The organism is Bradyrhizobium sp. LB11.1 (assembly GCF_040549385.1).
In the GTDB taxonomy this organism is placed as follows: domain Bacteria; phylum Pseudomonadota; class Alphaproteobacteria; order Rhizobiales; family Xanthobacteraceae; genus Bradyrhizobium.
The window spans coordinates 61,505-86,687 of record NZ_JBEPTH010000005.1 but is presented as its reverse complement, the minus strand read 5'-3'; the positions used below and the strand labels follow the sequence as shown (position 1 = coordinate 86,687).

Sequence of the window (25,183 nt, the reverse complement as noted above, 5' to 3'; positions counted from 1 at the left end):
CGTTACGCGGTTGCTCAGAATGAGCGAGAAGATTGACGGCACGCATGACGATGGTGGCTCGCAAGTCACTGCGGCAAGCCGTCTGCTCTCGTCGACCAGCATCTGGTCCGATGCGCCCTTGCCGCCTCCTGCGCCAAAGCCGGCTGCCGCTTCGCTGCCATCCGCTCCTGTCTTGCAAGCTCCGGTAACGGTCGGTGGTGTCGCGCCAACGTCGGCGCCTGCTCCGACTCGCGCCGAGCAATGGCCGCCCAAGAGACTGTCACTGGCACTCCAGGGCGGCGGCACATTTGCCGCCTTCACCTGGGGCGTGCTGGAGCGGCTGCTGGAAGAGCCGTCCATTGAATTCGACACCATCAGCGGCGCCAGCGCCGGCGCCATCAACGCGCTGCTGCTGGCCGGCGGCCTTGCCGAAGGCGGCCGCGAAGCGGCTCGCGGCCGGCTGAACCGGTTCTGGATCCGGCTGATGCATGAGGCTTCGTTCCGCTCGCTGATGCTGATCGGCGGTTTCTCGCCGGCGGGAAGCTCGGTCGCGTTCGGCCCGACGTTGCGCTCCGGCCATTTCGATCCGTTCGATCTCGATCCGCTGCGCCAGGCACTGTTGCGCGACATCAATTTTGCGGCCCTGCGCGACGCCAAATGTCCAAAGCTCCTGATCGCGGCGACGCGCATTCGCGACGGCCAGCAGCAGATTTTTGGCAATGAAGCTGTGACCGCCGACGTCGCGCTCGCCTCGACCTGCCCGCCCCTCGTTCACTGCGCCGTCGAGATCGACGGTGAGGCCTATTGGGATGGCGGCTTTGGCGGCAATCCGCCGCTGATCAAGCTGGCGCAGCAATCGGCAACCGCCGATTTATTGCTGATCCAGGTCACGCCCACGCGCGACAGCTACGTGCCGATCACGCTCGCCGCGATCGATCGCCGCCTCGACCAGATCGCGGCCAACGCTGCCCTCAATGCCGAGATCGCGGCGATCGCATGGGCGCAATCACACGCGGCGCCCGCGCTGCGGCTCTCCAAAATCGCAGCAGAAGACTCGATCGAGGGCCTGGCGCAACGCTCATCGACCGATCTTGGCCGCGGCTTCATCCGCACGCTGCACCGAAGCGGCCGCGAAGCCGCCGAGCGCTGGCTTGGGCAAGGCGCAACAGGCGCTGAGGCCCAGCGCGCCCTGCCCGTCGCTGAGCCGGCGCTAGCCTGATTTCGCCAGCGCATTCTCCAGGAACCACGCGGCAGCGAGCGCGCCGGGATCGTTGCCGAAGCGCGCGATCACCTGCACGCCGATCGGCAGGCCACCGACCTTCATCACCGGCACGTTGACGCAAGGATTGCCCATCAGCGTCCAGAGCCGGTTGTAGCGGGGCGACCCGGTCGAGGCGAGCTCCTTGGCTGGTGCTGCGCCCGGTGCCGAATAGGTGAGCAGCACGTCGAAACGTTCGAACAGCTCGCCAATCTCGCGACGGCCGCGGCGGGCGACCCGGCGTGCGTCGTCATATTCCTTCGGCGTCAGCCCGACCGTCTCATCGAGACTGGCGCGCAGCATCGGCGCGATCTCGTCGTGGCGCGCATCGAACTCCCAGGCGAGCGCGCGATGCGCCTCAAAGTCCTGGATAATGGGATGGATGCGCCAGGCCTCCTTCACCGCTTCGGGCAAGTCGATGATCTGCACGCTGGCGCCGGCCTTTTCAGCGGCCTTGATCGCAGCCTGCAGCCCCTCTTCCGCCGCCGGCTCCACGGCCTCGGCAAATTCTTGCCGGACCACACCGATGCGCGGCGACTTCGCTGGGACAATGTCTGAGAATTCGGTGCGACCAGTCATTCCCAAAAGTCCGCGCGCGAGATCTTCCGCGCACGATCCGAACAGGCCGACGGTGTCGAGCGCCCACGAATAGCACTTCACGCCAACCGTCGGCAGCATCCGGAACGACGGCTTGATCGCAGCAGCGCCGCAATAAGCGGCCGGCCGGATCACCGAACCGCCGGTCTGGGTGCCCAGCGCCAGCGGGATCATGCCGGCGCCGACGGCGGCCGCCGAACCCGAGGACGAGCCGCCCGGCGTATGGCCGAGATTATGCGGATTGAGCGTCGGCGTCGGGTCGCGCGAGGCGAACGCCGTGGTCGTCGTCTTGCCGATGATGGTGGCGCCTGCCCGCTTCAGCATCATCACGACAGGGGCGTCCGCGCGCGGCTGCCAGCCGCGATAGATTTCCGAGCCCATCTCGGTCGGCATATTGGCGGTGTCGATGATGTCCTTGATGCCGACCGCAATGCCGCGCAGCGGTCCGGAGGCCTGCGCCTTCGCGGATTTGTCGTGACGGACGAAGGCGCGAACGTCTTTCTCTTTGGCCTCGATCGCCGCGTGCGACTGGGCGATGGCGTCATCGGGCGAAAGCTCTCCGCCGGCGATGCGGCGCTGGAGATCGGCGAGTGAGATCATGGCAATACCCTTCTTATTGGTGTCGCTTTTAGCATCGCGACGAGGCCGCGCAAGCGCACGTGACTGTTGCCCACGCCCTCAGGTTGTTCCATGCTGCGCCCGCAAGGAGACGCCGTGGACGCCATCAATCCAAGTGTGGAGCTGACCGACGCTGACAGGCTCGACCGCCTACGGCTGATCCGTTCGGACAATGTCGGGCCGCGCACCTTTCGTTCGCTGGTCGATCATTTCGGCACCGCGCGTGCCGCGCTGGAGCGGCTGCCGGATCTGGCGCGTCGTGGCGGCGCGTCGCGATCTGGGCGCATCTGCAGCGTGGACGAAGCACAGGCCGAGCTCGCCGCGAGCCGCAAATTCGGCATCGCCTGGCTCGCGCCCGGCGAGGACGGCTATCCGGCGCGGCTGGCGATGATCGATGATGCGCCGCCTTTGCTCGCCGTGCGCGGTGACAACGCAACGCTCATGCGCCCGATGATCGCGATCGTCGGCTCGCGCAATGCCTCCGGCGCGGGCCTGAAGTTTGCCGGCCAGCTCGCGCGCGAGTTGGGCGAAGCCGGCTTCATCATCATCTCGGGGCTCGCCCGCGGCGTCGATCAGGCCGCGCATCGCGCCAGCATCGAGAGCGGCACCATCGCGGTGCTCGCCGGCGGCCATGATTGCATCTATCCGCCGGAGCACGGTGATCTGCTTGCCGCGATCCTCGACCGCAAAGGTGCTGCGATCTCCGAAATGCCACTCGGTCACGAGCCACGCGCCCGCGACTTTCCCCGTCGCAACCGCCTGATCTCCGGCGCCGCGCTCGGCGTCGTCGTGGTGGAAGCGGCGCACCGCTCGGGCTCGCTGATCACCGCGCGCATGGCCGCCGAACAGGGCCGCGAAGTGTTCGCAGTCCCCGGCTCGCCGCTCGATCCGCGCGCGGCCGGCACCAACGATCTGCTCAAACAGGGCGCGACGCTCGTGACCGAAGCCTCCGACATCGTCAGCGCTGTCGCACCGATCATGGAGCGGCCGCTGATGCATCCGATGAGTGAACCCGACAGCGAGCCGTTCGAGACCGATCCGCAAGGGCACGACCGCGACCAGATCACCGGCCTGCTCGGCCCTACCCCGATTTCGATCGACGACCTCGTGCGAATGTCCGGCGCCTCGCCCGCGATCGTACGCACGGTTTTGCTGGAGCTGGAGCTCGCCGGCCGACTCGAACGTCATGGCGGCGGATTGGTATCGCTTCTCTAACCGCTGTTTCGCTCGTCGAAGCGCGTGCGTGCCGACGCGATCTGCTCCTGATGCGTCATCGCCCACTCGCCCAGCGCCTTTACCGGCTCCTGAAGGCCGCGGCCGAGATCGGTCAGCTCGTAGTCCACGCGCGGCGGAATGGTCGGAAAGATCGTGCGCGTGACGAGGCCATCGCGCTCCAGCCCGCGCAAGGTCAGGGTCAGCATCCGCTGCGAGATGCCGTTGATCATGCGCTTCAGCTCATTGAAGCGTTTTGGCCCGCCGCTCAGCATCATGATGACGAACACGCTCCACTTGTCGCCGACGCGCGCGAGGATCGAGGCGACGCCACGACAGTCGGCATGGTCCGGGTGCGGCGCCTGCAAGCCAGGCAAATCGGTGTGTGTCGGTTCCAAAGATGTGCCCATGGCTCAAAAAAGTGCGTTCTTGCGGGGATTTATTTAGTCACTCATGTAGCCCTGGTTACAAACTTATACCAGGGTGATCCCGAATGAAACTCCTCCATATCGACTCCAGCGTCCTCGGCCCCCACTCCGTTTCCCGGCAGGTTTCCGCCGCCATCGCCGACCGGCTGCGACAGGCGACGCCCTCGCTTGACGTGACCTATCGCGACCTGACCCAGACCCCGCTCGCCCACCTCTCCGGATCGCACCTTGCGGCCGCGCAAGGCGCGCCCGCGCCGGCGGAACTCGAACCCGATCTTGCGGCGAGCGCGACCGTGCTGAACGAGTTCCTCGACGCCGACATCGTTGTGATCGGCGCGCCCATGTACAACTTTACGATTCCAAGCCAGCTCAAGGCCTGGATCGACCGCGTGCTGGTGGCCGGGAAGACGTTCAAATATGACGCGAACGGAGCGCAGGGCCTTGCCGGCGGCAAGCGGGTGATTTTTGCAATCTCGCGCGGCGGCTATTACGGCGCGGGCTCACCGGCTGCGTCGCTGGAGCATCTCGAAACCTATTTGCGCGGCGTGTTCGCCTTCATGGGCATCACCAATCCCGAATTCATCAGCGCCGACGGCATTCAGGTCGGACCCGAGCATCGCGAGAAGGCGCTGGCTGGCGCGCTCCAGGCGGCCACCAGCTTGCGCGCGGCATAAGGTTACGCCGACGACAGCCGCTGCCGGACTCCGGCGGCGGCTGACAGATCGCGTGGACTAAAACCAGGCGCCTTGCACACCCAGGATCACGGCGAGAAGCGAAATGAAAAGCCCGATGCCGGAGAAGATCGCGACCCCGATGAACTCGGACGTGTCGGAGTGCTTGGCGGGAACTGCGGAACGTTCGGTGTAAATACGCGGTGCTGAAATCGGAGCAAAAATGCGTGCTGCTTTTGGCATAACGGGCTCCTTCAAAATGAGTCTTATGACCCCTGCCCGTAGAAAGGTCTTGTCAGCACGCGCGAAGGTTCAACGCATCACGCAAGCTTCAGCAATTACATCTCGCAAGACGTGGGAACCGGCCGGCGCAACCGTGTCTCGCGCGCCGACCGATTCAATTTTCGTCAACGTCGATCAACCGCGATAGATCGGCGCGCCGGCCGGAGACGCAACCGCGCCGCCGTCGACGAAGATCTCCTGGCCCTGAATGTGGCCAGCATCGTCGGAGGCGAGGAACAGCACCGTCTTCGAGATGTGATCTGGTTCACCAATTCGCCCGAGCGGCGTCGACAGCCCGATGCGCGTCTCGAACGCCTTCTCCGCTTCCGGTGTTGCGATCGCAGCGCCCCAGATCGGCGTGCGGATTGCGCCGGGCGCGACCACGTTGACGCGGATTCCGCGCGGCGATAGCTCCGAGGCCATGATCCGCGCCATTGCCCGCACGCCGGCTTTCGCCGCTCCGTAAGCGGAGTAACCGGGAATGCCGAGCACCGAGATCACCGAGCCGTTGAGGATGATCGAAGCGTTGTCGTTGAGATATGGTAGCGCCGACTGCACCGTGAAGAACACGCCGGTCAAGTTGGTGCTGATGACCTTCTCGAACACCTCGAGCGTCGCCGATCCGAGCGGCGTGCCGCCGGGAATCCCGGCATTGGCGAACACGATGTCGAGCTTGCCGAACTTCTCGGTGCCCTTCTTGATCGCAGCTTCCGTCGCCGCGATGTCGGTCGCATCGGCCGCGACCGCGAGCCCGTTCGGACCGAGCTCCTTCGCGGCCGCCTCCAGCGTCTCCTTGTTGCGCCCGGTGATGATCACCTTGGCACCCTCGGCCACGAACAGCTTTGCGGTTGCCAGTCCAATGCCGCTGTTGCCGCCGGTAATCAGTGCCGTCTTGTTCTTCAGCCTCATGCTCGTCTCCAGTGGTTGCATAATGAAACTTGATTGCCATGTAGGCCAAACGGTTTTATGATGCAACCACACAAGCGCGTGATCGGCGCCGAGATCGTGCGAACACGACAGGACCTGAGACGATGGTGAAACGAACGAGTTTTGAGGGTGACGGTTGTCCGGTCGCGCGGTCGCTGGAGGCGATCGGCGACTGGTGGTCGCTGCTGATCATCCGCGAAGCGATGCTCGGCGTGCGCCGCTTCGGCGAGTTTCAGAGCAAGCTCGGCATGGCCAAGAACATCTTGTCGGCGCGGCTGCGATCAATGCTCGACCACGGCATTCTGGCGATGGCCCCCGCCTCCGACGGCAGCGCCTACCAGGAATATGTGCTGACGCCGAAGGGACGCGGCCTCTTCCCGATTTTGGTCGCGCTCCGGCAATGGAGCGAGGAGTTCGACGATCACCCGGAAGAGATCGCGACCATTCTGGTGGATCGCGCGAAAGGCCGCCCGGTGAAGAAGCTGGAAATGCGCGCCGAGGATGGACGATTGCTCAGCCCGGCCGATACGATGCTGAAGCCGCGGCCCGCGCCGCGGCGGAAATCGGCGTGATGAGACTACACTGCCACCCACACACTCGGTCATTGCGAGCGCAGCGAAGCAATCCAGACTACCACCGCGGAAAGACTCTGGATTGCTTTGCTACGCTCGCAATGACGGGGTCAGAGCGGCGCGCTCAAATCCCTCCCGTCACCCTGAGGTGCTCGCCTCTTCGGCGAGCCTCGAAGGGCGACGGCCCGGCTGTTGCGGCGGGGAGTGCGTTGAAGCACCTCGGCCGCTCATCCTTCGAGGCTCCCGGCGCGATGCTTTGCATAGCGCCACTCGCACCTCAGGATGACGGGTCGGATAGCAGCCGCTCAGGTCTCGCGCGCCGCCCTCACGACAGCTTGCGCCTGCTCCGCAGTCGCAGATGCTCGTCGGCCTCGAGCTTGGTCATCCCCAGGAGATAATGAAGCACATCGAGCTTGTGACGCTCGGCGAGCTTCCGCAGGGCCGCGACCTGCTCGGCGATGAAGCCCACGGCTTCCTCGACGCCGCCCTCCCCCGGTTCCTCGTTGCGCGAGCCTCCCCGCACGCCTGATGCGGCGCGCGCCCGTTTCTTTCCTGGCTTTGTCACCAGCCCCACCCGAATCCATGCCCCGCGGAAACATTACGCCGACACCGGCCACAACTCCAAGGTGGTATTTCGCAACTTTCTCGATATGAAACTTTTCCCATTTGGCGCGCCTTCAACACCCTTCGATTTGACAGCGAGGGCCTCACCACCCATGTTCGGGACGAAACGGCCGACGCGAATCTTGTTGAAATCGGCCCAGAATTCCCCCGTAAGTTACTGGAACTACATGAACATCGTCATTGTGGAGTCGCCGGCGAAAGCCAAGACGATCAACAAGTATTTGGGCTCGTCCTACGAGGTTCTGGCCTCATTCGGCCATGTCCGCGACTTGCCCGCGAAAAACGGTTCCGTCGATCCCGACGCCAATTTCAAGATGATCTGGGAGGTCGACCCCAAGGCGGCCGGCCGGCTCAACGACATCGCCAAATCGCTGAAGAACGCCGACCGCCTGATTCTCGCGACCGACCCTGATCGCGAGGGCGAGGCCATCTCCTGGCACGTGCTGGAGGTGCTGAAGGAAAAGCGCGCGCTCAAGGACCACAAGATCGAGCGCGTGGTGTTCAACGCCATCACCAAGCAGGCCGTCACGGACGCGATGAAGCATCCGCGCCAGATCGACGGCGCGCTGGTCGACGCCTATATGGCGCGGCGCGCGCTGGACTATCTGGTCGGTTTCACCCTCTCCCCCGTGCTGTGGCGCAAGCTGCCGGGCGCCCGCTCGGCCGGCCGCGTCCAGTCGGTGGCACTGCGTCTGGTCTGCGATCGCGAGCTCGAGATCGAGAAGTTCGTTGCTCGCGAATATTGGTCGCTGATCGCGACCCTGCTGACACCGCGCGGCGATGCCTTCGAGGCCCGTCTCGTCGGCGCCGACGGCAAGAAGATCCAGCGTCTCGACATCGGCACCGGCGCGGAAGCCGAAGACTTCAAGAAGGCGCTGGAAACGGCCGCCTATGCGGTCACCGCGGTCGACGCAAAACCGGCCCGGCGCAACCCGCAGGCGCCCTTCACCACCTCGACGCTGCAGCAGGAAGCCAGCCGCAAATACGGCTTTGCGCCCGCGCATACGATGCGCATCGCGCAGCGCCTTTATGAAGGCATCGACATCGGCGGCGAGACCACCGGACTCATTACTTACATGCGTACCGACGGCGTGCAGATCGATCCGTCCGCGATCACCCAGGCACGCAAGGTGATCGGGGAGGATTACGGCAACGCCTACGTGCCGGACGCCCCGCGCCAGTACCAGGCCAAGGCCAAGAACGCGCAGGAAGCGCACGAGGCGATCCGCCCGACCGACATGTCGCGCCGCCCCGACAGCATGAGCCGCAAGCTCGATACCGATCAGGCGCGGCTCTATGAGCTGATCTGGAAGCGCACCATCGCGAGCCAGATGGAATCGGCCGAGCTCGAGCGCACCACCGTCGACATCACGGCGAAGGCCGGCGCCCGCACGCTGGAATTGCGCGCCACCGGCCAGGTCGTCAAGTTCGACGGTTTCCTGGCGCTCTACCAGGAAGGCCGCGACGACGAGGAGGATGAAGACTCCCGTCGCCTGCCCGCCATGAGCCCGCGCGACGCGCTGAAGCGGCAATCGCTTGCCGTCACCCAGCATTTCACCGAGCCGCCGCCGCGCTTCTCCGAGGCCTCACTGGTCAAGCGCATGGAAGAGCTCGGCATCGGCCGGCCCTCGACCTATGCCTCGATCCTCCAGGTGCTGAAGGACCGCGGCTACGTCAAGCTGGAGAAGAAGCGCCTGCACGGCGAGGACAAGGGCCGCGTCGTGGTCGCGTTCCTCGAGAGCTTCTTCGCCCGCTATGTCGAATATGATTTCACGGCCAATCTGGAAGAGCAGCTCGACCGCGTCTCCAACAACGAGATCTCCTGGCAGCAGGTGCTGAAGGATTTCTGGACCGGCTTCATCGGCGCCGTCGACGAGATCAAGGATCTGCGCGTCGCCCAGGTGCTGGACGTGCTCGACGAAATGCTGGGCCAGCACATCTATCCGCCGCGCACCGATGGCGGCGACATCAGGCAGTGCCCGAGCTGCGGCAACGGCCGGCTCAATCTGAAGGCCGGCAAGTTCGGCGCCTTCGTCGGCTGCTCGAACTATCCGGAGTGTCGCTACACCCGTCAGCTCGCCGCCGACAGCGAGACCACCGCGGACCGTTCGCTCGGCCAGGATCCTGATACGGGTCGCGACGTCTGGGTCAAGGCCGGCCGCTTCGGCCCCTACATCCAGCTCGGCGAGCAGAAGGATTATGAGGAAGGCGAGAAGCCGAAGCGCGCAGGCATCCCCAAGGGCACCTCGCCCGGCGATGTCGAGCTCGAGATTGCGCTGAAACTGCTGTCTTTGCCGCGCGAGATCGGCAAGCATCCGGAGACTGGTGAGCCGATCACGGCAGGCCTCGGCCGCTTCGGGCCGTTCGTGAAGCACGAGAAGACCTATGCCAGCCTCGAGGCCGGCGACGAAGTCTTCGACATCGGCATCAACCGCGCCGTGACGCTGATCGCGGAAAAGATCGCGAAGGGCCCGAGCCGCCGCTTCGGCGCCGATCCCGGCAAGGCGATCGGCGATCATCCGACCCTCGGCACCGTCACGGTAAAGGCCGGCCGCTACGGCGCCTATGTCACGGCCGGCGGCGTCAACGCGACGATACCGAGCGACATCGAGAAAGACGCCATCACACTGCCGCAGGCGATCGCGCTGATCGATGAGCGCGCGGCCAAGGGCGGCGGCAAGAAGCCGAAGAAGGCGGCGAAGCCGGCCAAGGCCAAAAAGGCTGCGGACGGTGATGACGCCGCGGCGAAGAAGAAACCGGCTGCAAAGAAAGCGGCCAAATCGAAAACTGAATCCACCAGCAAGGCGCGCGCAGCCGTGTCGTCGTCCGCCAAGACGTCGCCGACCAAGGCAGCCGCGACCAAAGCTCCGGCCAAGAAGAGTGCCGGCACCAATTAGAGGTTAAGTGAAACGCAAGAATGACCATGGCTTTCCCGACAGGGCAGCCATCGTCGCCTTCATCAAGGCACATCCAGGAAAGGTCGGGACCCGCGAAATTGCGCGCGAGTTCGGCCTGAAGAACGCCGATCGCATCGAGCTCAAGCGCCTGCTGCGCGAGCTCGCCGACGACGGCACCATCAAGAAAAAACGACACACGGTCTCAGAGCCGGACAGTCTGCCATCGACGCTGGTCGCAGACATCACGGGGCGCGACTCCGACGGCGAGCTGATCGCCTCCCCCACCGAATGGGACGAGGTCGAAGGCGGCGAGCCTCCGAAAATCCGCATCCAGATGCCGCGCCGGCCCAAGCCGGGCACCGTCGCCGGCGTCCGCGACCGCGTGCTGCTGCGCGTCGAGCCGACCAACGAGACCGAAGGCCCGGCCTATCGCGGCCACATCATCAAGGTCTTCGACAAGACCAAGACCCGCATTCTCGGCGTGTTCCGCGAGCTTCCCGAAGGCGGTGGACGCCTCGTCCCTGTCGACAAGAAGTCCGCCGATCGCGAGCTGAACATCGCGGCGGCCGATATGCACGGCGCGCAGGATGGCGACCTCGTCAGCGTCGACATCGTGCGCTCCCGCGCCTTCGGGCTGGCCTCGGGGCGGGTGAAAGAGAAGCTCGGCTCGGTCAAAACCGAAAAGGCGATCAGCCTGATCGCGATCTACGCCCACGACATTCCGCTGCAATTCTCCTCCGCCGCCGAGCGCGAGGCGGAAGCGGCGGAGCCCGCCAATTTGAAAGGCCGCGAGGACTGGCGCGATGTCCCCCTCGTCACCATCGATCCGCCGGATGCGAAGGATCACGACGACGCCGTGCATGCGCAAGCAGATCCCGATCCCAACAACAGAGGCGGCTTTATCGTCGACGTCGCCATTGCGGATGTGAGCTTCTACGTGCAGCCGGGCACCGCGCTCGACCGCAACGCACTCGACCGCGGCAACTCGGTCTACTTCCCCGACCGCGTCGTGCCGATGTTGCCCGAACGCATCTCCAACAATCTCTGTTCGCTGGTGCCGGGCGAGCCGCGTGGCGCGCTCGCGGTGCGCATGATCATCGCGCCGGATGGCCGCAAGCGCTCGCACAGCTTTCATCGCATCCTGATGCGCTCGGCGGCCAAGCTGAGCTACGCGCAGGCGCAGGCCGCGATCGACGGACGGCCTGACGACACCACCGGCCCCCTGCTCGATCCGATCCTGAAGCCGCTTTATGCGGCTTACGCCTGCGTCAAGCGCGCGCGCGACGAACGCGATCCGCTCAATCTCGATCTGCCCGAGCGCAAAATTCTCCTGAAGAGCGACGGCACCGTTGATCGTGTCGTCGTTCCTGAAAGGCTAGATGCGCACAAGCTGATCGAGGAGTTCATGATCCTCGCCAACGTCGCGGCCGCCGAGATGCTGGAGAAGAAATCGCTCCCGGTGATCTACCGCGTGCATGACGAGCCGACACTGGAGAAGGTTCACGCGCTCGCGGAATTCCTGCAAACACTCGACGTTCCCTTCGCCAAGACCGGCGCGTTGCGCCCCGCGCTGTTCAACCGCGTGCTGGCGCAGCTCGAAGGCCATGACCACTTCCCGCTGGTCAGCGAGGTCGTGTTGCGCGCCCAGGCGCAGGCCGAATATTCCTCGGAGAACTACGGTCATTTCGGCCTGAATTTGCGCCGTTACGCACATTTTACCTCGCCGATCCGCCGCTATGCCGACCTCGTCGTGCACCGCGCGCTGGTCCGAGCGCTCGGGCTTGGCGAAGGCGCCCTGCCCGACAGCGAGACGGCGGAAACCCTGAGCGAGGTCGCCGCGCATATTTCGGTGACCGAGCGGCGCGCAATGAAGGCCGAGCGCGAGACCGTCGACCGCCTGATCGCGCATCACCTCGCCGATCGCATCGGCGCGAGTTTTCAGGGCCGCGTCTCCGGCGTCACGCGCGCCGGCCTGTTCGTCAAGCTTGCCGAGACCGGTGCCGACGGATTGATCCCGATCCGATCCCTTGGCACGGAATATTTCAACTATGACGAGGGCCGCCACGCGCTGGTCGGCACGCGCAGCCGCACCATGTACCAGCTCGGCGACGTCGTCGACGTCCGTCTGATCGAAGCAGCGCCCATCGCAGGCGCACTGCGTTTTGAGCTGCTGTCGTCATCCAGCGAGACCGCGCCGCGCGACCGCAGGCAACCCGGTCCGCAACGCCGCCCCTCGTTCAAGGCGCATCCCGGACGCAGTCCGGCGAAGAAGCATAAGCCGTCGAAGCCAGAGCCTGGCAAAGCGAAGAAGAGCCAAGGAAAAAACAAAGGGAAGAACAAGGGTAAAGGCGGGGGCCAGAAGGGCAAGGCATGGTAACCATGAGCACGGTCCCAAAGATCTGGACGCGCGAGACCGGCCTCGTCGAGAAGCGCGATGTCTGGGCTGCGATGAAGCGCGGTTGTCGCGGCCGCTGCCCGCGCTGCGGCGAGGGAAAGCTGTTCCGCGCCTTCCTGAAGACGGCCGACAATTGCGCAAAATGCGGCCTCGACTTCACACCGCATCGCGCCGACGACCTGCCCGCTTATCTCGTGATCGTCATCGTCGGCCACATCACCGTGCCGACCATCCTCTGGATCGAGACCAATTATACGACGCCGGTCTGGCTGACCTTCGCGGCCTATTTGCCGTTCACCTTTTTCGCTTCGCTCGGGCTATTGCAGCCGGTCAAGGGAGCTGTGGTCGGCTTGCAATGGGCTCTGCGCATGCACGGGTTTGACGACAACCCGCCGGATGGTATTCCGCCTGTGTAAGCCAAATAAGCAAGAACAGTTTGGGTGAGGACATGACGGATACATCGCAAACGGCCGAAAAGGCCAAGATCCACGAGGGCAAGGAAGCCGATCACCATCCCTATTTCCGCCCAAGGGATGCGGCGACCCTGATCCTGGTCGATCGCAGCGGCGCCATTCCGAAAGTCCTGGTCGGCAAACGCCACGACAAAGTGGTGTTCATGCCCGGCAAATTCGTCTTCCCCGGCGGCCGCGTCGACAAGGACGATTACCGCGTGCCGGTCGCAGCCCCCATCACCACTGAGTTGGAAACCAATCTCGCCAAGGGCAGCCCGAAGACGCCGGCCTCACGCGCAAAGTCGCTTGCCGTTGCCGCGATTCGCGAGGCCTGCGAGGAGACCGGTCTCTGCTTGGGGCGCAAGAATGAGGGCAAGGCCAGGCTCGAAGGCGCCTGGAAGCCGTTCGCGGATGCGGGCTTGCTGCCCGATCCCTCGAGCCTGTTCCTGATCGCCCGCGCGATTACCCCGCCCGGCCGCGTCAAGCGCTTCGACACGCGCTTCTTCACGGCGGATGCCTCTGCGATCACCCATCATGTCGAGGGCGTGATCCATGCCGACGCCGAGTTGGTCGAGCTGGTGTGGGTCGAGCTCGGCTCAAAGCCGCTCGCTGATCTGCATCCCATGACACGGAATGTGCTCAACGAACTCGACACCCGCCTTGCAACCGGCCCGCTGCGCCACGACGCGCCGGTGCCGTTCTTCCATTTCTACGGCGGCAAGATGCAGAAGGATATTCTGAGCTGATCAGATATCAGCGTCGTCGGTATCAGGCTCGGTGCCGACATAGTCGCGCGCCGGCAGCTTGAGGACGCGGCCGATCTCACTCGCGAGCTTGTCCGCCTCCTCGCGCCTGGTGAAGCTCTGAAGCGTGATCGCCTCGACGCCCTTGTTGCCACAGAGATTGACGTCGTAGGTCGTCGCTTGCGGATCGTAATCATCCGTGATGCTGATGAAGTGATAGTCGGCGAGATCACGCTGCTTGCGAATATTCAGCGGGCCGAACTGCCGGGTGATGACGATCTGGCGCAGCGCCTCGTTCAGCACGACGAAGGTGCGGAAAGTGAGCAGGATCACGCCGGGAATGCCGACGAGCAGCCCGAGCCCTGTGAACACCAGCACCGGCACGAGGTCGTCGGCGAGCCTGCCGAAGCCGGAAAAATCCTGTCGCAGGCCGAGCGCGACATTCCACAAGAGATAGGCGCTCGCCGCCAGCAGCGGCAGCGACAGCAGCCGGCCGAACCAGGGCATCGGACGTTCGATGCGGACGATGCTGCCGTCCACGGTCATTGCGCCTGCCATCAAGTGTCTCCTCGGGAGCAAAGGTCATGGCTTGGTGGGCACGAGCGGCCGGTTGGTTCGACCGACCCCGTCCCGCCGCTACGCTGCGCGCCGGAAATGACGCGATTGTGCTGTGCGCGTCGCAAAAAACAAAAAATTCTTCCCGCCTCCCCCAATGGCGGAGTTCCCGCTCGTGCCTATGTCTTCCCCCAAGAACACTCAGAACGGATGTAGGGCGCGATGGCACAACGGCAACTCAAGCTCGGCGCGTTCATGCGCCCGGTCAGCATCCACACCGGTGCATGGCGCTATCCCGGCGCCTGGCCCGATGCCAATTTCAATTTTGGTCACATCAAGCAGCTGATCAGGAAGCTCGAGGCCGGCAAGTTCGACGCCTTCTTCATGGCCGATCACCTGGCCGTGCTGAACATGCCGGTCAATGCGCTCAAGCGCAGCCACACCGTGACCTCGTTCGAGCCGTTCACGCTACTCTCCGCACTGTCCGCCGTCACCGAGCGCATCGGCCTGATCGCGACGGGCTCGACCACATTCGACGAGCCTTATCACGTCGCCCGCCGCTTCGCCTCGCTCGACCATCTCAGCGGCGGCCGCGCGGGCTGGAACATCGTCACCACCTCGAACCCGGACGCGGCGCTGAATTTCGGCCTCGACGATCACATGGAGCACGCCGAGCGCTACAAGCGCGCACGCGAATTCTACGACGTCGTCACCGGCCTCTGGGATTCCTTCGCCGATGACGCCTTCGTGCGCGACGTCGAGAGCGGACTTTTCTTCGATCCCGCGAAGATGCATGTGCTCGACCACAACGGCAAATATCTGAAGGTGCGCGGGCCCCTCAACATCGCCCGCCCCGTGCAGGGCTGGCCGGTGATCGTGCAGGCCGGCGCCTCCGAGGACGGCAAGCAGCTCGCGGCCGAAACGGCGGAAGCCGTGTTCACCGGCGGCGGCAGCCTCGCCGACGCACAAAAACTCTATGCCGATATCAAGAGCCGCATGGAAAAGATCGGCCGCGATCCAGAGCATCTCAAGATTCTGCCCGGCGCCTTCGTCGTGGTCGGCGACAGCGTCGACGAAGCCAAAGAGAAGCGCGCTTTGCTCGACAGCCGCGTACATTACGACAGCGCCATCGCCTCGCTCTCGGTCGTCCTCGGCACCGACGCCTCCGGCTTCGATCCGGACGGACAATTGCCTGATATCCCCGAGACCAACGCCAGCAAGAGCGGCCGGCAGCGCATGGTCGACCTTGCCAGGCGCGACAAGCTGACGGTGCGCCAGCTCGCCCAGCGCGTCGGCGGTTACGGCGGGCTCTCCTTCGTCGGCACCGCCAAAACCATCGCCGACCAGATGGAGGAGTGGCTGGTCGGCCGCGGCTCGGACGGCTTCAACATCATGTTCCCGTTCCTGCCCGCAGGCCTCGACGATTTCGTCGACAAGGTCGTCCCGGAGCTGCAGCACCGCGGGATTTTCCGGAAAGAGTATGAAGGGGCCACTTTGCGGGAGAATCTGGGCCTGCCCCGGCCGAAAAACCGCTTCTTCGAGCGGTAAAATGGCCCGATTTGAGTGGTTTTCAGCCCCTAAATCCTTGACTTCTCCCGGTTTCTGGCTAGGTTGCCGGCCAACGCGGGCCGTTTGGCCGGCTCCAGATTCCCCAATATTCTGAGGTTCAGAACATGGCCAAAGCGGTCACCATCAAGGTCAAGCTCGTGTCCTCGGCCGACACCGGCTTCTACTACGTCGCCAAGAAGAATTCGCGCACCATGACCGACAAGCTGGTCAAGAAGAAGTACGATCCGGTCGCGCGCAAGCACGTCGAATTCCGCGAATCCAAGATCAAGTAAGATCGACGAAGCGTTGAAGAGTTTGCGGGGCCCTTTCGGGCCCCGTTTTCATTTAGGCCCCGCTCTCTCCGCGCCGTCGTTGCGAGGAGCTCTTGCGACGAAGCAATCCAGACTGCCGCCGCGGAAAGATTCTGGATTGCTTCGCTACGTTCGCAATGACGGAGTGTGGGTGGCAGCATTGCCCTCCTCTCCCGCCCCCGACGCGCTGCGAGCCCAGGCGATGCCCAGCGTCAGCCTCGCGAAATCCTGGCGTGGTTAGAAGAAAGTGCTGCCTTCAATTGCAAGGCTGCTTCGGATCATTTTCCAGCCATTCATGAATCGCAGAGAGCGCCAGGCCGCGGCCACACAATCCGGACAAGCGACGCCGGCGACGCTTTGCCAGGCTGGCTTCGCGCATTTTCAATCGGGACGAATTGCCGAAGCCGAGCTCTGTTGCCAGCAGGCGCTGACGCTGGACGAACAAGATCCGGATGCCTTCCACCTGCTGGGCGTGCTTTGTTTTCATGCGCAGCAGCCAGACGCCGCCGCGGAATGGATCGGACGCGCCGTCCAGCGGTCACCGAAGGCAGAATATTTCTTGAGTCTCGCCACGGTGCTGGAACGACAGGGGCGGCTCGACGAAGCACGACAACACTACAGCCAGGCCCTGAGCCTCAAACCCGAAGATGCCGGCCTCTGGAATCACCTCGGCAATCTGCTCTGGCAACTCGCGCAGAGCGAAGAGGCTGTGCTGCACTATCAGCAGGCCCTGAAGCTGAATCCGCAATATTGGGAGCCCGCGCAAAACTGCGGCATGCTGCTGCTTGAACTCGGCCGGCATGCGGAAGCCCTGGAATGGTTCAACAAAGCCGAGAAGCTGAATCCGAATTCGGCAGCCCTCTACCAAATGCGGGCCGTCTGCCTCTCGGCCGCGAACCGGTTCGAGGAAGCGGAGGCCGACTACGAAAAGTCCATTGCGCTGGATCCGAGCCTCGCGGAGACGCACAACAATCTCGGCCTGCTGCATTGGCGATTTGATCGACTGGAGCAGGCTTTCGCGTGTTTCGATTCCGCGCTGGCACTTCGCCCGGATTTTCATGCGGTGCTCAACAACAAGGCCGTGGTCTTGTTGCATCTGCAATTGCTGGATGAGGCGTTCGCGGCCCTTCACAAATCCATTGCGGCCGCTCCCAACGATGCGCAGACGCTTTTCTATCTGGCAACGCTGCAACTCCTGACCGGAGACTTCGAGCGCGGCTGGCTTGCGCGCGAAGCGCGTTGGCGACTTCCCTCGGTCGGTCTGGTCGATCGAGGCTTTTCGCAAGCCCTGTGGCTTGGTGACCAGCCGATTGCAGGCAAGACCATCTTGCTTCACTCCGATGAGGGACTGGGCGATGCGATTCAGTTCGCCCGCTATGTGCCGATGGTGGCCGCGCTCGGGGCTCGGGTCATCCTGGAGGTCGAGCCTCCGGTCCAGCAGCTTCTGAGCGGAATCACCGGGGTTACAGAGTGTATCGGCCGGTCGTCCTCGCCGGCGTTCGACCTGCACTGCCCTCTCGGAACGCTGCCGTTAGCGTTCGGGACGCGGCTGGATACGATTCCGCTCGCGGAAGGTTACGTTCCTGCGCCTCCGGCGGCGCGCGTGAAGGCATGGCAAGATCGGCTTGAAGACCGGCCAGGCCCCCGCAATCGCTTCCGCGTCGGTCTGGTCTGGACAGGCAATCCGGATCACAAGAACGACCACAATCGATCGATGACACTGCGCACCCTTGCGCCACTGCTGGATTGCGACGTCCAGTTCGTCTCCTTGCAAAAAGGTGTCCGCGATCAGGACAAGGTTTTCCTCAGCCAACGCCCGGACATCGTCGACCTCACAGAGCAGCTGACGGATTTCAGCGAAACAGCCGCGCTGATGACCTGTCTCGATCTGGTGATCTCTGTCGACACCAGCGTCGCCCACCTCGCCGGCGCGCTGGGCGCTCCGGTCTGGACGATGGTGCCTTTCAATCCCGATTGGCGCTGGCTGCTCAACCGCGACGACAGCCCGTGGTATCGGTCGATGCGGATGTTCAGGCAAACGAAGCGAGGCAATTGGGCCAGCGTCGTGGACGACGTTCGCGTCGAACTGCAGAAGCAGGTCGCCGCCTGGCGCGCAAAGCAGGCGCCGCTGCTGCCTGCTTGATTGGCCCCCTCCCAGAATTGTCGCGTCCGCTATGCGTGCAGAAACCGACGTTGAAGTCGGCACCAGCCCCTGTTCATCACGAAGGTCAACAAAGTGGCGATGCCTGACTCAAGTTGCGAACTTATCTCAACGGCACGAACTTCAGGTCGGGAATCATTCGGCTACTTCTGCTGCCTGAGCGTCCCCTTGCCTTTCGCCGCTGTCCGAGCGTCGAGCTGCTCGGTACCGGCCAGGCGATAGGCCATGATATCGATGAAACAGCTTCGAAAACGCCGCCGCTGTCTCGTAACCGACCCGGCTGGCAATCCGTGCGATGGGCTCATCGCTGGTTTCCAGCAGGAACGCCGCTTCCGCCATCCGCCGTTCGATCACATAGCGATGCATGGACTGGCCGACGAGCTTGGTAAAGCGCGCCGAAAATACCGAGCGGCCGAGCCCGACGCGGTGGCCAAGGTCGCTCAGCGTCCAGGGCTGCTCCGGATGTTCGTGAATCAGTTTGAGCGCCGGTCCGATATGCGGGTCAGAGATGGCCCCGAGCCAGCCGCCTTGTCCGGGCCTGAGAGACGCGATCCAGCTTCGGAGCACCTCGACAAAGAGCACTTCCGTCAGTCGTGAAAGCGCGACACGTTGACCAGGACGCTCGAGCGCGGACTCGCTGACCAGGCGGCGCAGGATTGCTTCAAGCCAACCATTGTCGGCCGTCGGCTTCAGCAGGAGCACGGGCGGGAGTAGCTCCAGCACGCTGCCGAACAGCGGTCGCGACACCGTGAAATTGCCGCAGATCATGTTCGAGAGCAGCTTTCCACGGCTGCCGTGACGAACGACGCCAAGACGCGGGGACGATCGATCGATATCCATAATCCGCAAAGGCTTGGCCCGGCGATCCGAATAGAACACATGGGGCTCTCCGCGTGTGATGACGACAAAATCGCCCTCGGTCATCTCGATTACCTGCCCCTGTTCCAGCGCGAGGGTCGCTGAGCCCTGGCTGAGATAGTGAAACAAGGCGTAGGGGCGCGCCGGCAACTCAAGATGCCAGGGATGGCCGAGCTCGAAGTGAAAGAGCAGCGTCCCGCTGAGACGAACGCGATCGAGCACTTGGGCGAGTATGTCCATGCCGCGACATTAGATGGGCGGACGATCGGACACAACATCCGGACGATTGATCTCTATCGTCCGAAAGGTCCCCGGAATAGGTCATGTCGCGGCGGGCCGACGTCACGTACGGCAACCATTTCGCCAACGGCAGATGGAAGAACCGCGATCTTGCTGGAAACGCCTGTCCATTCCCCCGGACCTTATTCGGTCCGACATGCCCACAGGAACACTTGATGCGAAATATCCTCCTTACAGCCGCCACCGCACTCCTGGCCGGGTCGACATTGGTCGGCTCCGTCCGTTCCGCCGAGCTACCCAAGGGAGCAGCCCACAACATCGTGCTCGTGCACGGCGCTTTCGTGGACCAGACGAGCTGGCAGCCCGTTGCCGATATTCTCACGAAGAAAGGCTACAGCGTCACGCTCGTCGAAAATCCACTCACCTCGCTTGCCGCTGATGTCGATGCCACCAAGCAGGCGCTCGCGAAGCAGGACGGCAAGACCGTTCTGGTCGGCCATTCATGGGGCGGCGTGGTGATCACGCAAGCCGGCAACGATCCTAAGGTTTCGGCGCTGGTCTATGTTTCCGCCTTCGCACCGGAGGTCGGTGAATCCCTGGCGTCGCTGGCAAAGGCCGGCCAGCCGACCGAAGGCGGCAATGCGATCCATCCGGACGCGAAGGGCAATTTGTACATCGATCCCAAAGTGTTTCCGTCGGCCGTCGCGGCTGACCTTCCTCCGGAAATCGCTGCGCACCTGGCCAACTCGCAGCTTCCGTTGAATCACGTTGCTTTCGAAGCCCCCGTCGACATTGCCGCCTGGCATGACAAGCCGACGTTCTATGTCATCAGCACGAAGGACAAAGTCCTCGCGCCCGAGGCCCAGAAGTCGTTCGCAGCCAGGATGAAGGCTCAGACGACGGAAGTCGCCGGCAGCCATGCCTCGCTCGTCGTCCATGCGACGCAAGTCGCTGAAGTCATCGAAAAGGCAGCGCTCGCGAAGTGACGGTACCGCTCCCGGCGCGAAAGCGCCGGGAGCGCGCACGCTCGCTGCGCTCGATTATTTTATGCCAAGAATCCGGACCGCTTATGAATAACCTTCCCTCCTACGCCGTCCGCAACACCGGCGCCGGCGGCTGTGACAGCCTGATCAGCGCGAACGCGACCTGGATGATGCCGCCGGCCAAGCCCGGCGCCCCGCCGATGCGCCAGGCCATGCTGTAGGAGCCGAGTGGGTCGCAGATCACCCCTCCTCCGTAGGCGCCGAGGAAGCTGCCGGTGCCTTTGGCCGGGATCGCCGGATCGTCGGGTGCCCGTGACTCCAGATGGCAGAGGGAGTAGCTTCGCTGGGAACAGGCCCTGATCTCGGCCGAACAAGGGGACGCATCGCGAGGACCGCGCCATGGGATAGTGCTCGAAAGTGCGCTGAGCCGTGCCAACGGCGAGCAGACGGTTCGAGTCCAGAACCGTCTGCTGGCCGGTCTTGCGCCGGCATCCTTTGAGCGCCTTCGTCCCTTCCTGCAGCCCGTTGCGCTCAAACGCCGGGCGATTCTTCAGGACTACCACCGTCCCATCGAGCACATCTACTTCATCGAACGCGGCGTCGCATCGCTGCTGGCGCGAACGCAGCGCGATGGACCGGTCGAGGTCGCGATGGTCGGACGGCTCGGTTTTGTCGGTGTCACGGCGGCGCTTGGCATCCAGCGCTCGCCCAATCGCTGCCTGATGTCGGTCCCCGGTTATGCATTGCGCATCGCGGTGCCTGACCTGCGCCGAGCCGCACACAGATACCCGGACATCCAGCAGCAACTGTTCAGCTATGTCCACGCGCTGTTGGTCCAGAACACCCAGACAACTCTTTGCAGCGCCCGCCACAGCCTCGAGGAACGGCTGAGCCGCTGGCTGCTGCTTGCAGCCGACCGTCTGGATGAGCGGGTCATTCCCGTGACGCACGACGTGCTGTCGGTCATCCTGGGCGTGCGACGCGCCAGCATCACGACGACGCTTGCGGAGCTGGAGCGCTGCGGCGGTCTCATCAGACAGCGAGGCGGCATCGAAATGTGCGATCACGCGGCCCTCGCGCTTCGAACATGCGATTGCTATCAGATCATAGCGTCGGAATACGGGTACCTAACTCGCAGCGGCCTGCATGAGCACCGCATTTCCGCGGCCGCCGGCCTCATGCGTAGCTGCCTTTGCTGCGTCTGACAGTCATCCAGACAGCTTGCTTACGGCCAGCGCGCGTGACGTTGTCCCCCATCAATCCTTGTACGGCAGCGTACCAAATGATCGGCTTTAGTAGAAAGGCCGATCGGGACCTCAAGGCTATAGTGACGTTGAATTAGCAGAATCCAGGATCGAGCTAGACTGATCCCCCATCTGGATGAGCCTTCTCAAACTGGCAAAATCCACAGGAGGAATCGAGATGAGCACGGGTAAATTCTTGCGCGTCACGCGACGCCGTTTCCTGAAGCAAACCGGTCTTACCCTTGCTGCGGCCTCTGCGCCCTCCCTTGCGACGCCATTCATTTCCAGAGCACTTGCGGACACCAAGTCGCTTTCCATCGTGCAATGGAGCCATTTCGTTCCGGATTACGACAAGTGGTTCGATACGTTCGCAAAGGACTGGGGACAGAAGAACAAAATCGAGGTCACGGTCGATCACGTCCCGGTCGCCAACGTCGCGGCGCGCGCAGCCGCCGAAGCTTCCGGCCAATCGGGCCACGACCTGTTCGGCTGGAACGGCGCAGGCGGGGCACACCTCTACCGCAAATTCCTCGTCGACGTGACAAGCCTCGTCGAGGCGACTGAGAAGAAGTACGGCAAGGTCAGCACGATCGGCCGCCAGATCGGCTACAATCAGGACGACAAGACCTGGTCGGCTTTCCCCGATTTCTACATCAACTTTCCTTCCATGTATCGCAAGAGCATGTGGGACGAGATCGGGATGAAGCCGGACACGTGGGACAATGTTCGCACCGGCGGCGCCAAGCTGAAAGCCAAGGGCCATCCGGTCGGCATTTCCCTCGGGCACAGCAACGATCCGAATACGACCTGGCGCGGCCTGCTGTGGAGCTTTGGCGGCGCGCTTCAGGACGAGACCGGCAAGAACGTTGTGCTCAACAGCAAGGAGACGGTCGAAGCCGTCAAGTCCGTGGCCGCGCTCTACAAGGAGGCGATGACGTCAGAGGTGCTGTCTTGGGATGATTCGAGCAACAACCGCTATCTTGTTTCGGGTATCGGCTCGATGATCATTAACCCGATCTCGGCCTATCGGACGTTCCAGAAGGCAAACAAGAAGGGCGCCGACGACACGTTCGTGATGGCTCCGCCGAAGGGACCGGTGCGCCAGATCATGGGTGGCGCGTCCGAGTTCTACGGCGTCTGGAAGTTCGCCAAGAACAAGGAAGGCGCGATCGAGTTCCTCAAATACTACGTCGATCATTGGCCGGAAGCGTTCAAGGCGAGCGAAGGATACAATAACCCCTGCTTCGCCAACCTTGTGCCGAAGCCGATGCCCATCCTCTCGAACGATCCGACATCGACGCCGGCCGACAAATTGGCGGTGCTGCAGGATTCCGAACAGTGGTCGGCTTCTCCGGGATATCCCGGCCCGTCCTGGCCGGCCGTCGACGAAGTCTACAACGACTTCATCATCTGCGACATGATGTCGAAGGCGGCGACCGGCCAGATGTCCGCCGAGGACTCGGTCAAATGGGCGCACCAACAGGCCGAGGCCATTTTCAGGAAGTGGCACGAGAAAGTCTGACGGCTGCCCGGGCGGCGTCGCCTTTTCGCCGCCCGGGACGCGGCTGCTTTCCGCCGCTGGGCAGCACAATTGGGCTTCCGTCGAGCGGTCCGCGCGTCGGAAAGGCGGCATGCTTTGGTTTTAGGAGGTTTGATGGCTGCCGTATCGACCAGGGATATCGTCAAGAAATTCGGCGAGGTCGCCGCCGTCAACGGCATTTCGCTCGTGGTGCCGGACGGCGAGTTCATGGTGCTGCTTGGCCCCTCTGGCTGCGGCAAGACGACGTTTCTGCGCATCATTTGCGGCCTCGAACAACAGACAAGCGGCGATTGCCTGATCGGCGGCAACGTCGTCAACGACATCCCGCCCCGGGCCCGCGGCGTTGCGATGATGTTTCAGAGCTATGGCCTTTATCCGCACTACACGGTACGCAACAACATCGCGTTCCCGCTGCGTACGCAGCGCGTGCCCCGCGAGGAAATCCAGAAAAAGGTCGATTGGGCCTCGCAATTGCTCGGCATCGAGCATCTTCTCGACCGGCGGCCACGTCAGCTCTCCGGCGGCGAGCGCCAGCGTGTTGCGCTCGCGCGCGCCCTCGTCCGCGAACCGACAGCGCTTCTGCTCGACGAGCCGCTCTCCAATCTCGATGCCAAACTGCGCACCTTTGCTCGCCAGGAAATCAAGAACTTTCAGCAGCGCGTTGGCCTCACCACCATCTACGTCACGCACGACCAGGTTGAAGCGATGGGCATGGGCGACCGTATCGCGGTTATCGACCATGGACGGGTTCGGCAGGTGGGAACGCCGACCGAAATCTACGAGAATCCTGCCGACCTTTTTGTCGCGACCTTTGTCGGCGCGCCGTCGATGAATATCGTGCCCCGCAACGGCGGCGGCTATCTCGGATTTCGGCCAGAGAATTTCCTGCCGAAGAATATGATCGATGACGGCGGCGCGACTGAATTTTCCTTTCGCGTCGACCGCGCCGAATATCTCGGGTCCGAGCGCATCGTTTACGGCGTGATAGACGGCTTCGACTCAAAGCAGCCGATCACGGCGAAGTTGCCGCCAGCCCACGTCGCCGAAGGAAGCATTCGTCCCGGAGAGTGGCATCCGTTCGCCGTGAAGAACAACGCGCTACGCCATTTCGATGCCACCGGCAATCGTAGCAGTCGCCACTGAACCGGGGATTCACCGATGGCTGTCATCGCAGAGTCTGTCGCCAAGCCGATTTCGCGCTTTCACTTCATCCTCGACCGTCGCGAGGTGCTCGAAACGATTTTGGTCGCGCCGGCGATCCTCTACGTCCTGCTACTTGTCGGTCTTCCACTTCTGCTCGCGGTCTACTACTCGCTCAGCGCCTACACGATCTACAACCCGACCTGGAGATTTGTTGGCCTGGCGAACTTCGAGCAGATCCTGCAGAATCCGACTTTCTTCGAGACGCTGCGCAACACCTTCGTCTTTACGTTCGGGTCGCAACTGCTCGGCCTCGTACTCGGAAAGTTCGGCGCCTTCCTGCTGTTGCAGCCCTTCCCCGGCCGCAAGATCGTGCGGGCGTTGATCATCCTGCCTTTTGCGGTACCGGTCGCCCTCGCCACGATCGCCTGGCAGTGGATGTTCGATTCGCTCTACAGCGTGATCAACTGGACCATGATTGCGGCTGGTATCCTTACTCGCGAGGAGGCACCGAACTGGCTCGGCAATCCGTACCTCGCGATGCTGTGCATCGTCATCATCAACGCCTGGCGATTCTTTCCATTTGCCATCGTGATCTTCCTCGCCGGCATCACCGCGGTTCCGCAGGACGTGATCGACGCCGCAACGGTCGATGGTGCGGGTTTTTGGCGCCGCAACTACCAGATCATCCTGCCGATGATCCTGCCGATCGTGGCCATCGGCCTGATCTTCGGCATCGTGTTCACCTTCACCGACCTTTCCATTGTGTTTTTGCTGACCATGGGCGGTCCCGGTGGCGCGACCTCGGTTCTGGGCTTTGCGGGCTTTCAGACCGGCATCGTTTCAGGCGATGTGTCGCACGGTGCGGCGATCTCGCTGTTCATGCTGCCGGTGCTGCTTGTCGTGGTGATTTTCACGCTGCGCTTTATTCGTCGCCGGGAGATTTGA

At 63.3% G+C, this 25,183-nt stretch carries 23 protein-coding genes and 1 pseudogene; 16 read left to right on the top strand and 8 right to left on the bottom strand.

Annotation, left to right across the window (positions count from 1 at the left end):
- Positions 1 to 19: 19 nt before the first annotated feature.
- Positions 20 to 1,198 carry a patatin-like phospholipase family protein gene (locus ABIA96_RS14665; protein ID WP_354137764.1) on the top strand — a complete coding sequence of 393 codons (1,179 nt, stop codon included), beginning with the start codon at positions 20 to 22 and terminating at the stop codon, positions 1,196 to 1,198.
- Here the strand turns inward: ABIA96_RS14665 and ABIA96_RS14660 are convergent.
- Positions 1,190 to 2,434: an amidase gene (locus ABIA96_RS14660; RefSeq protein ID WP_354137763.1), complete on the bottom strand. Its 1,245-nt coding sequence runs from the start codon at positions 2,432 to 2,434 to the stop codon at positions 1,190 to 1,192. The two genes, ABIA96_RS14665 and ABIA96_RS14660, sit on opposite strands and share 9 nt — an antisense overlap.
- A 90-nt stretch (positions 2,435 to 2,524) precedes the next feature.
- On the opposite strand from ABIA96_RS14660, the gene dprA reads away from it, so the two are divergent.
- Entirely contained in the window at positions 2,525 to 3,667 is a 1,143-nt protein-coding gene (gene dprA, locus ABIA96_RS14655) for a DNA-processing protein DprA (RefSeq protein WP_354137762.1), read from the top strand.
- On the opposite strand, the gene ABIA96_RS14650 is transcribed toward dprA, so the two are convergent.
- Complete coding sequence (locus tag ABIA96_RS14650; RefSeq protein ID WP_354137761.1) at positions 3,664 to 4,074, bottom strand: winged helix-turn-helix transcriptional regulator; 411 nt, start codon at positions 4,072 to 4,074, stop codon at positions 3,664 to 3,666. The two genes, dprA and ABIA96_RS14650, sit on opposite strands and share 4 nt — an antisense overlap.
- 83 nt (positions 4,075 to 4,157) lie before the next feature.
- On the opposite strand from ABIA96_RS14650, the gene ABIA96_RS14645 reads away from it, so the two are divergent.
- Entirely contained in the window at positions 4,158 to 4,766 is a 609-nt protein-coding gene (locus tag ABIA96_RS14645) for an FMN-dependent NADH-azoreductase (RefSeq protein WP_354137760.1), read from the top strand.
- Positions 4,767 to 4,823: 57 nt separating this feature from the next.
- On the opposite strand, the gene ABIA96_RS14640 is transcribed toward ABIA96_RS14645, so the two are convergent.
- Positions 4,824 to 5,006 carry a hypothetical protein gene (locus ABIA96_RS14640; protein ID WP_234678791.1) on the bottom strand — a complete coding sequence of 61 codons (183 nt, stop codon included), beginning with the start codon at positions 5,004 to 5,006 and terminating at the stop codon, positions 4,824 to 4,826.
- A 174-nt stretch (positions 5,007 to 5,180) separates the two neighbouring features.
- Positions 5,181 to 5,954, bottom strand: a complete 774-nt coding sequence (locus ABIA96_RS14635) for an SDR family NAD(P)-dependent oxidoreductase (RefSeq protein WP_354137759.1) — start codon at positions 5,952 to 5,954, stop codon at positions 5,181 to 5,183.
- Positions 5,955 to 6,076: 122 nt separating this feature from the next.
- Here ABIA96_RS14635 and ABIA96_RS14630 point away from each other — a divergent pair, with 122 nt between their 5' ends.
- The gene (locus tag ABIA96_RS14630; protein WP_354137758.1) at positions 6,077 to 6,544 is read left to right on the top strand and encodes a winged helix-turn-helix transcriptional regulator; all 468 of its coding nucleotides are present in this window, start codon (positions 6,077 to 6,079) and stop codon (positions 6,542 to 6,544) included.
- A 325-nt stretch (positions 6,545 to 6,869) separates the two neighbouring features.
- Here ABIA96_RS14630 and ABIA96_RS14625 read toward each other — a convergent pair whose 3' ends face one another.
- Positions 6,870 to 7,109, bottom strand: coding sequence for a hypothetical protein (locus ABIA96_RS14625; RefSeq protein WP_354137757.1), 240 nt, complete (start codon positions 7,107 to 7,109; stop codon positions 6,870 to 6,872).
- 226 nt (positions 7,110 to 7,335) lie between these two features.
- Here ABIA96_RS14625 and topA point away from each other — a divergent pair, with 226 nt between their 5' ends.
- The 4 genes from topA to ABIA96_RS14605 are packed head-to-tail and all read left to right on the top strand — an operon-like array spanning position 7,336 to position 13,658.
- Entirely contained in the window at positions 7,336 to 10,065 is a 2,730-nt protein-coding gene (topA, locus tag ABIA96_RS14620; RefSeq protein WP_354137756.1) for a type I DNA topoisomerase, read from the top strand.
- A gap of 7 nt (positions 10,066 to 10,072) precedes the next feature.
- Positions 10,073 to 12,442: a ribonuclease R gene (gene rnr / locus ABIA96_RS14615; protein ID WP_354137755.1), complete on the top strand. Its 2,370-nt coding sequence runs from the start codon at positions 10,073 to 10,075 to the stop codon at positions 12,440 to 12,442.
- Positions 12,436 to 12,876, top strand: a complete 441-nt coding sequence (locus ABIA96_RS14610) for a DUF983 domain-containing protein (protein WP_354137754.1) — start codon at positions 12,436 to 12,438, stop codon at positions 12,874 to 12,876. The genes rnr and ABIA96_RS14610 overlap by 7 nt, the downstream gene beginning before the upstream one ends.
- Positions 12,877 to 12,908: 32 nt before the next feature.
- A complete protein-coding gene (locus ABIA96_RS14605) occupies positions 12,909 to 13,658 on the top strand; it encodes an NUDIX hydrolase (protein WP_354137753.1) in 750 nt (249 codons plus the stop codon).
- On the opposite strand, the gene ABIA96_RS14600 is transcribed toward ABIA96_RS14605, so the two are convergent.
- Positions 13,659 to 14,213 (bottom strand): hypothetical protein, encoded by a 555-nt coding sequence (locus tag ABIA96_RS14600; protein ID WP_354137752.1) that lies wholly within the window; start codon positions 14,211 to 14,213, stop codon positions 13,659 to 13,661. It lies immediately after the preceding gene.
- 219 nt (positions 14,214 to 14,432) lie between these two features.
- On the opposite strand from ABIA96_RS14600, the gene ABIA96_RS14595 reads away from it, so the two are divergent.
- The 3 genes from ABIA96_RS14595 (at position 14,433) to ABIA96_RS14585 (ending at position 18,212) form a co-directional block, all read left to right on the top strand.
- On the top strand, positions 14,433 to 15,758 hold the full coding sequence (locus tag ABIA96_RS14595) for an LLM class flavin-dependent oxidoreductase (RefSeq protein WP_354137751.1): 1,326 nt from the start codon (positions 14,433 to 14,435) through the stop codon (positions 15,756 to 15,758).
- A gap of 125 nt (positions 15,759 to 15,883) precedes the next feature.
- Positions 15,884 to 16,051 carry a 50S ribosomal protein L33 gene (gene rpmG / locus ABIA96_RS14590; RefSeq protein WP_045008041.1) on the top strand — a complete coding sequence of 56 codons (168 nt, stop codon included), beginning with the start codon at positions 15,884 to 15,886 and terminating at the stop codon, positions 16,049 to 16,051.
- 265 nt (positions 16,052 to 16,316) lie between these two features.
- Entirely contained in the window at positions 16,317 to 18,212 is a 1,896-nt protein-coding gene (locus tag ABIA96_RS14585; protein WP_354137750.1) for a tetratricopeptide repeat protein, read from the top strand.
- A gap of 153 nt (positions 18,213 to 18,365) precedes the next feature.
- Here the strand turns inward: ABIA96_RS14585 and ABIA96_RS14580 are convergent, their stop codons facing one another.
- A complete protein-coding gene (locus tag ABIA96_RS14580; protein ID WP_354137749.1) occupies positions 18,366 to 19,328 on the bottom strand; it encodes an AraC family transcriptional regulator in 963 nt (320 codons plus the stop codon).
- 215 nt (positions 19,329 to 19,543) lie between these two features.
- Here ABIA96_RS14580 and ABIA96_RS14575 point away from each other — a divergent pair, with 215 nt between their 5' ends.
- Positions 19,544 to 20,314, top strand: a complete 771-nt coding sequence (locus ABIA96_RS14575) for an alpha/beta fold hydrolase (protein ID WP_354137748.1) — start codon at positions 19,544 to 19,546, stop codon at positions 20,312 to 20,314.
- Between the two features lie 100 nt (positions 20,315 to 20,414).
- Here ABIA96_RS14575 and ABIA96_RS14570 read toward each other — a convergent pair.
- Positions 20,415 to 20,585, bottom strand: a pseudogene (locus tag ABIA96_RS14570) (MFS transporter); the annotation flags it as partial.
- A gap of 133 nt (positions 20,586 to 20,718) precedes the next feature.
- Between ABIA96_RS14570 and ABIA96_RS14565 the strand changes: the two are divergent.
- From ABIA96_RS14565 to ABIA96_RS14550, 4 genes are all read left to right on the top strand, one after another.
- A complete protein-coding gene (locus ABIA96_RS14565; protein ID WP_354137747.1) occupies positions 20,719 to 21,516 on the top strand; it encodes a Crp/Fnr family transcriptional regulator in 798 nt (265 codons plus the stop codon).
- Positions 21,517 to 21,733: 217 nt separating this feature from the next.
- Positions 21,734 to 23,077, top strand: coding sequence for an extracellular solute-binding protein (locus ABIA96_RS14560; protein ID WP_354137746.1), 1,344 nt, complete (start codon positions 21,734 to 21,736; stop codon positions 23,075 to 23,077).
- Positions 23,078 to 23,209: 132 nt separating this feature from the next.
- Entirely contained in the window at positions 23,210 to 24,238 is a 1,029-nt protein-coding gene (locus ABIA96_RS14555; RefSeq protein ID WP_354137745.1) for an ABC transporter ATP-binding protein, read from the top strand.
- Positions 24,239 to 24,253: 15 nt separating this feature from the next.
- Positions 24,254 to 25,183 (top strand): carbohydrate ABC transporter permease, encoded by a 930-nt coding sequence (locus ABIA96_RS14550; RefSeq protein ID WP_354137744.1) that lies wholly within the window; start codon positions 24,254 to 24,256, stop codon positions 25,181 to 25,183.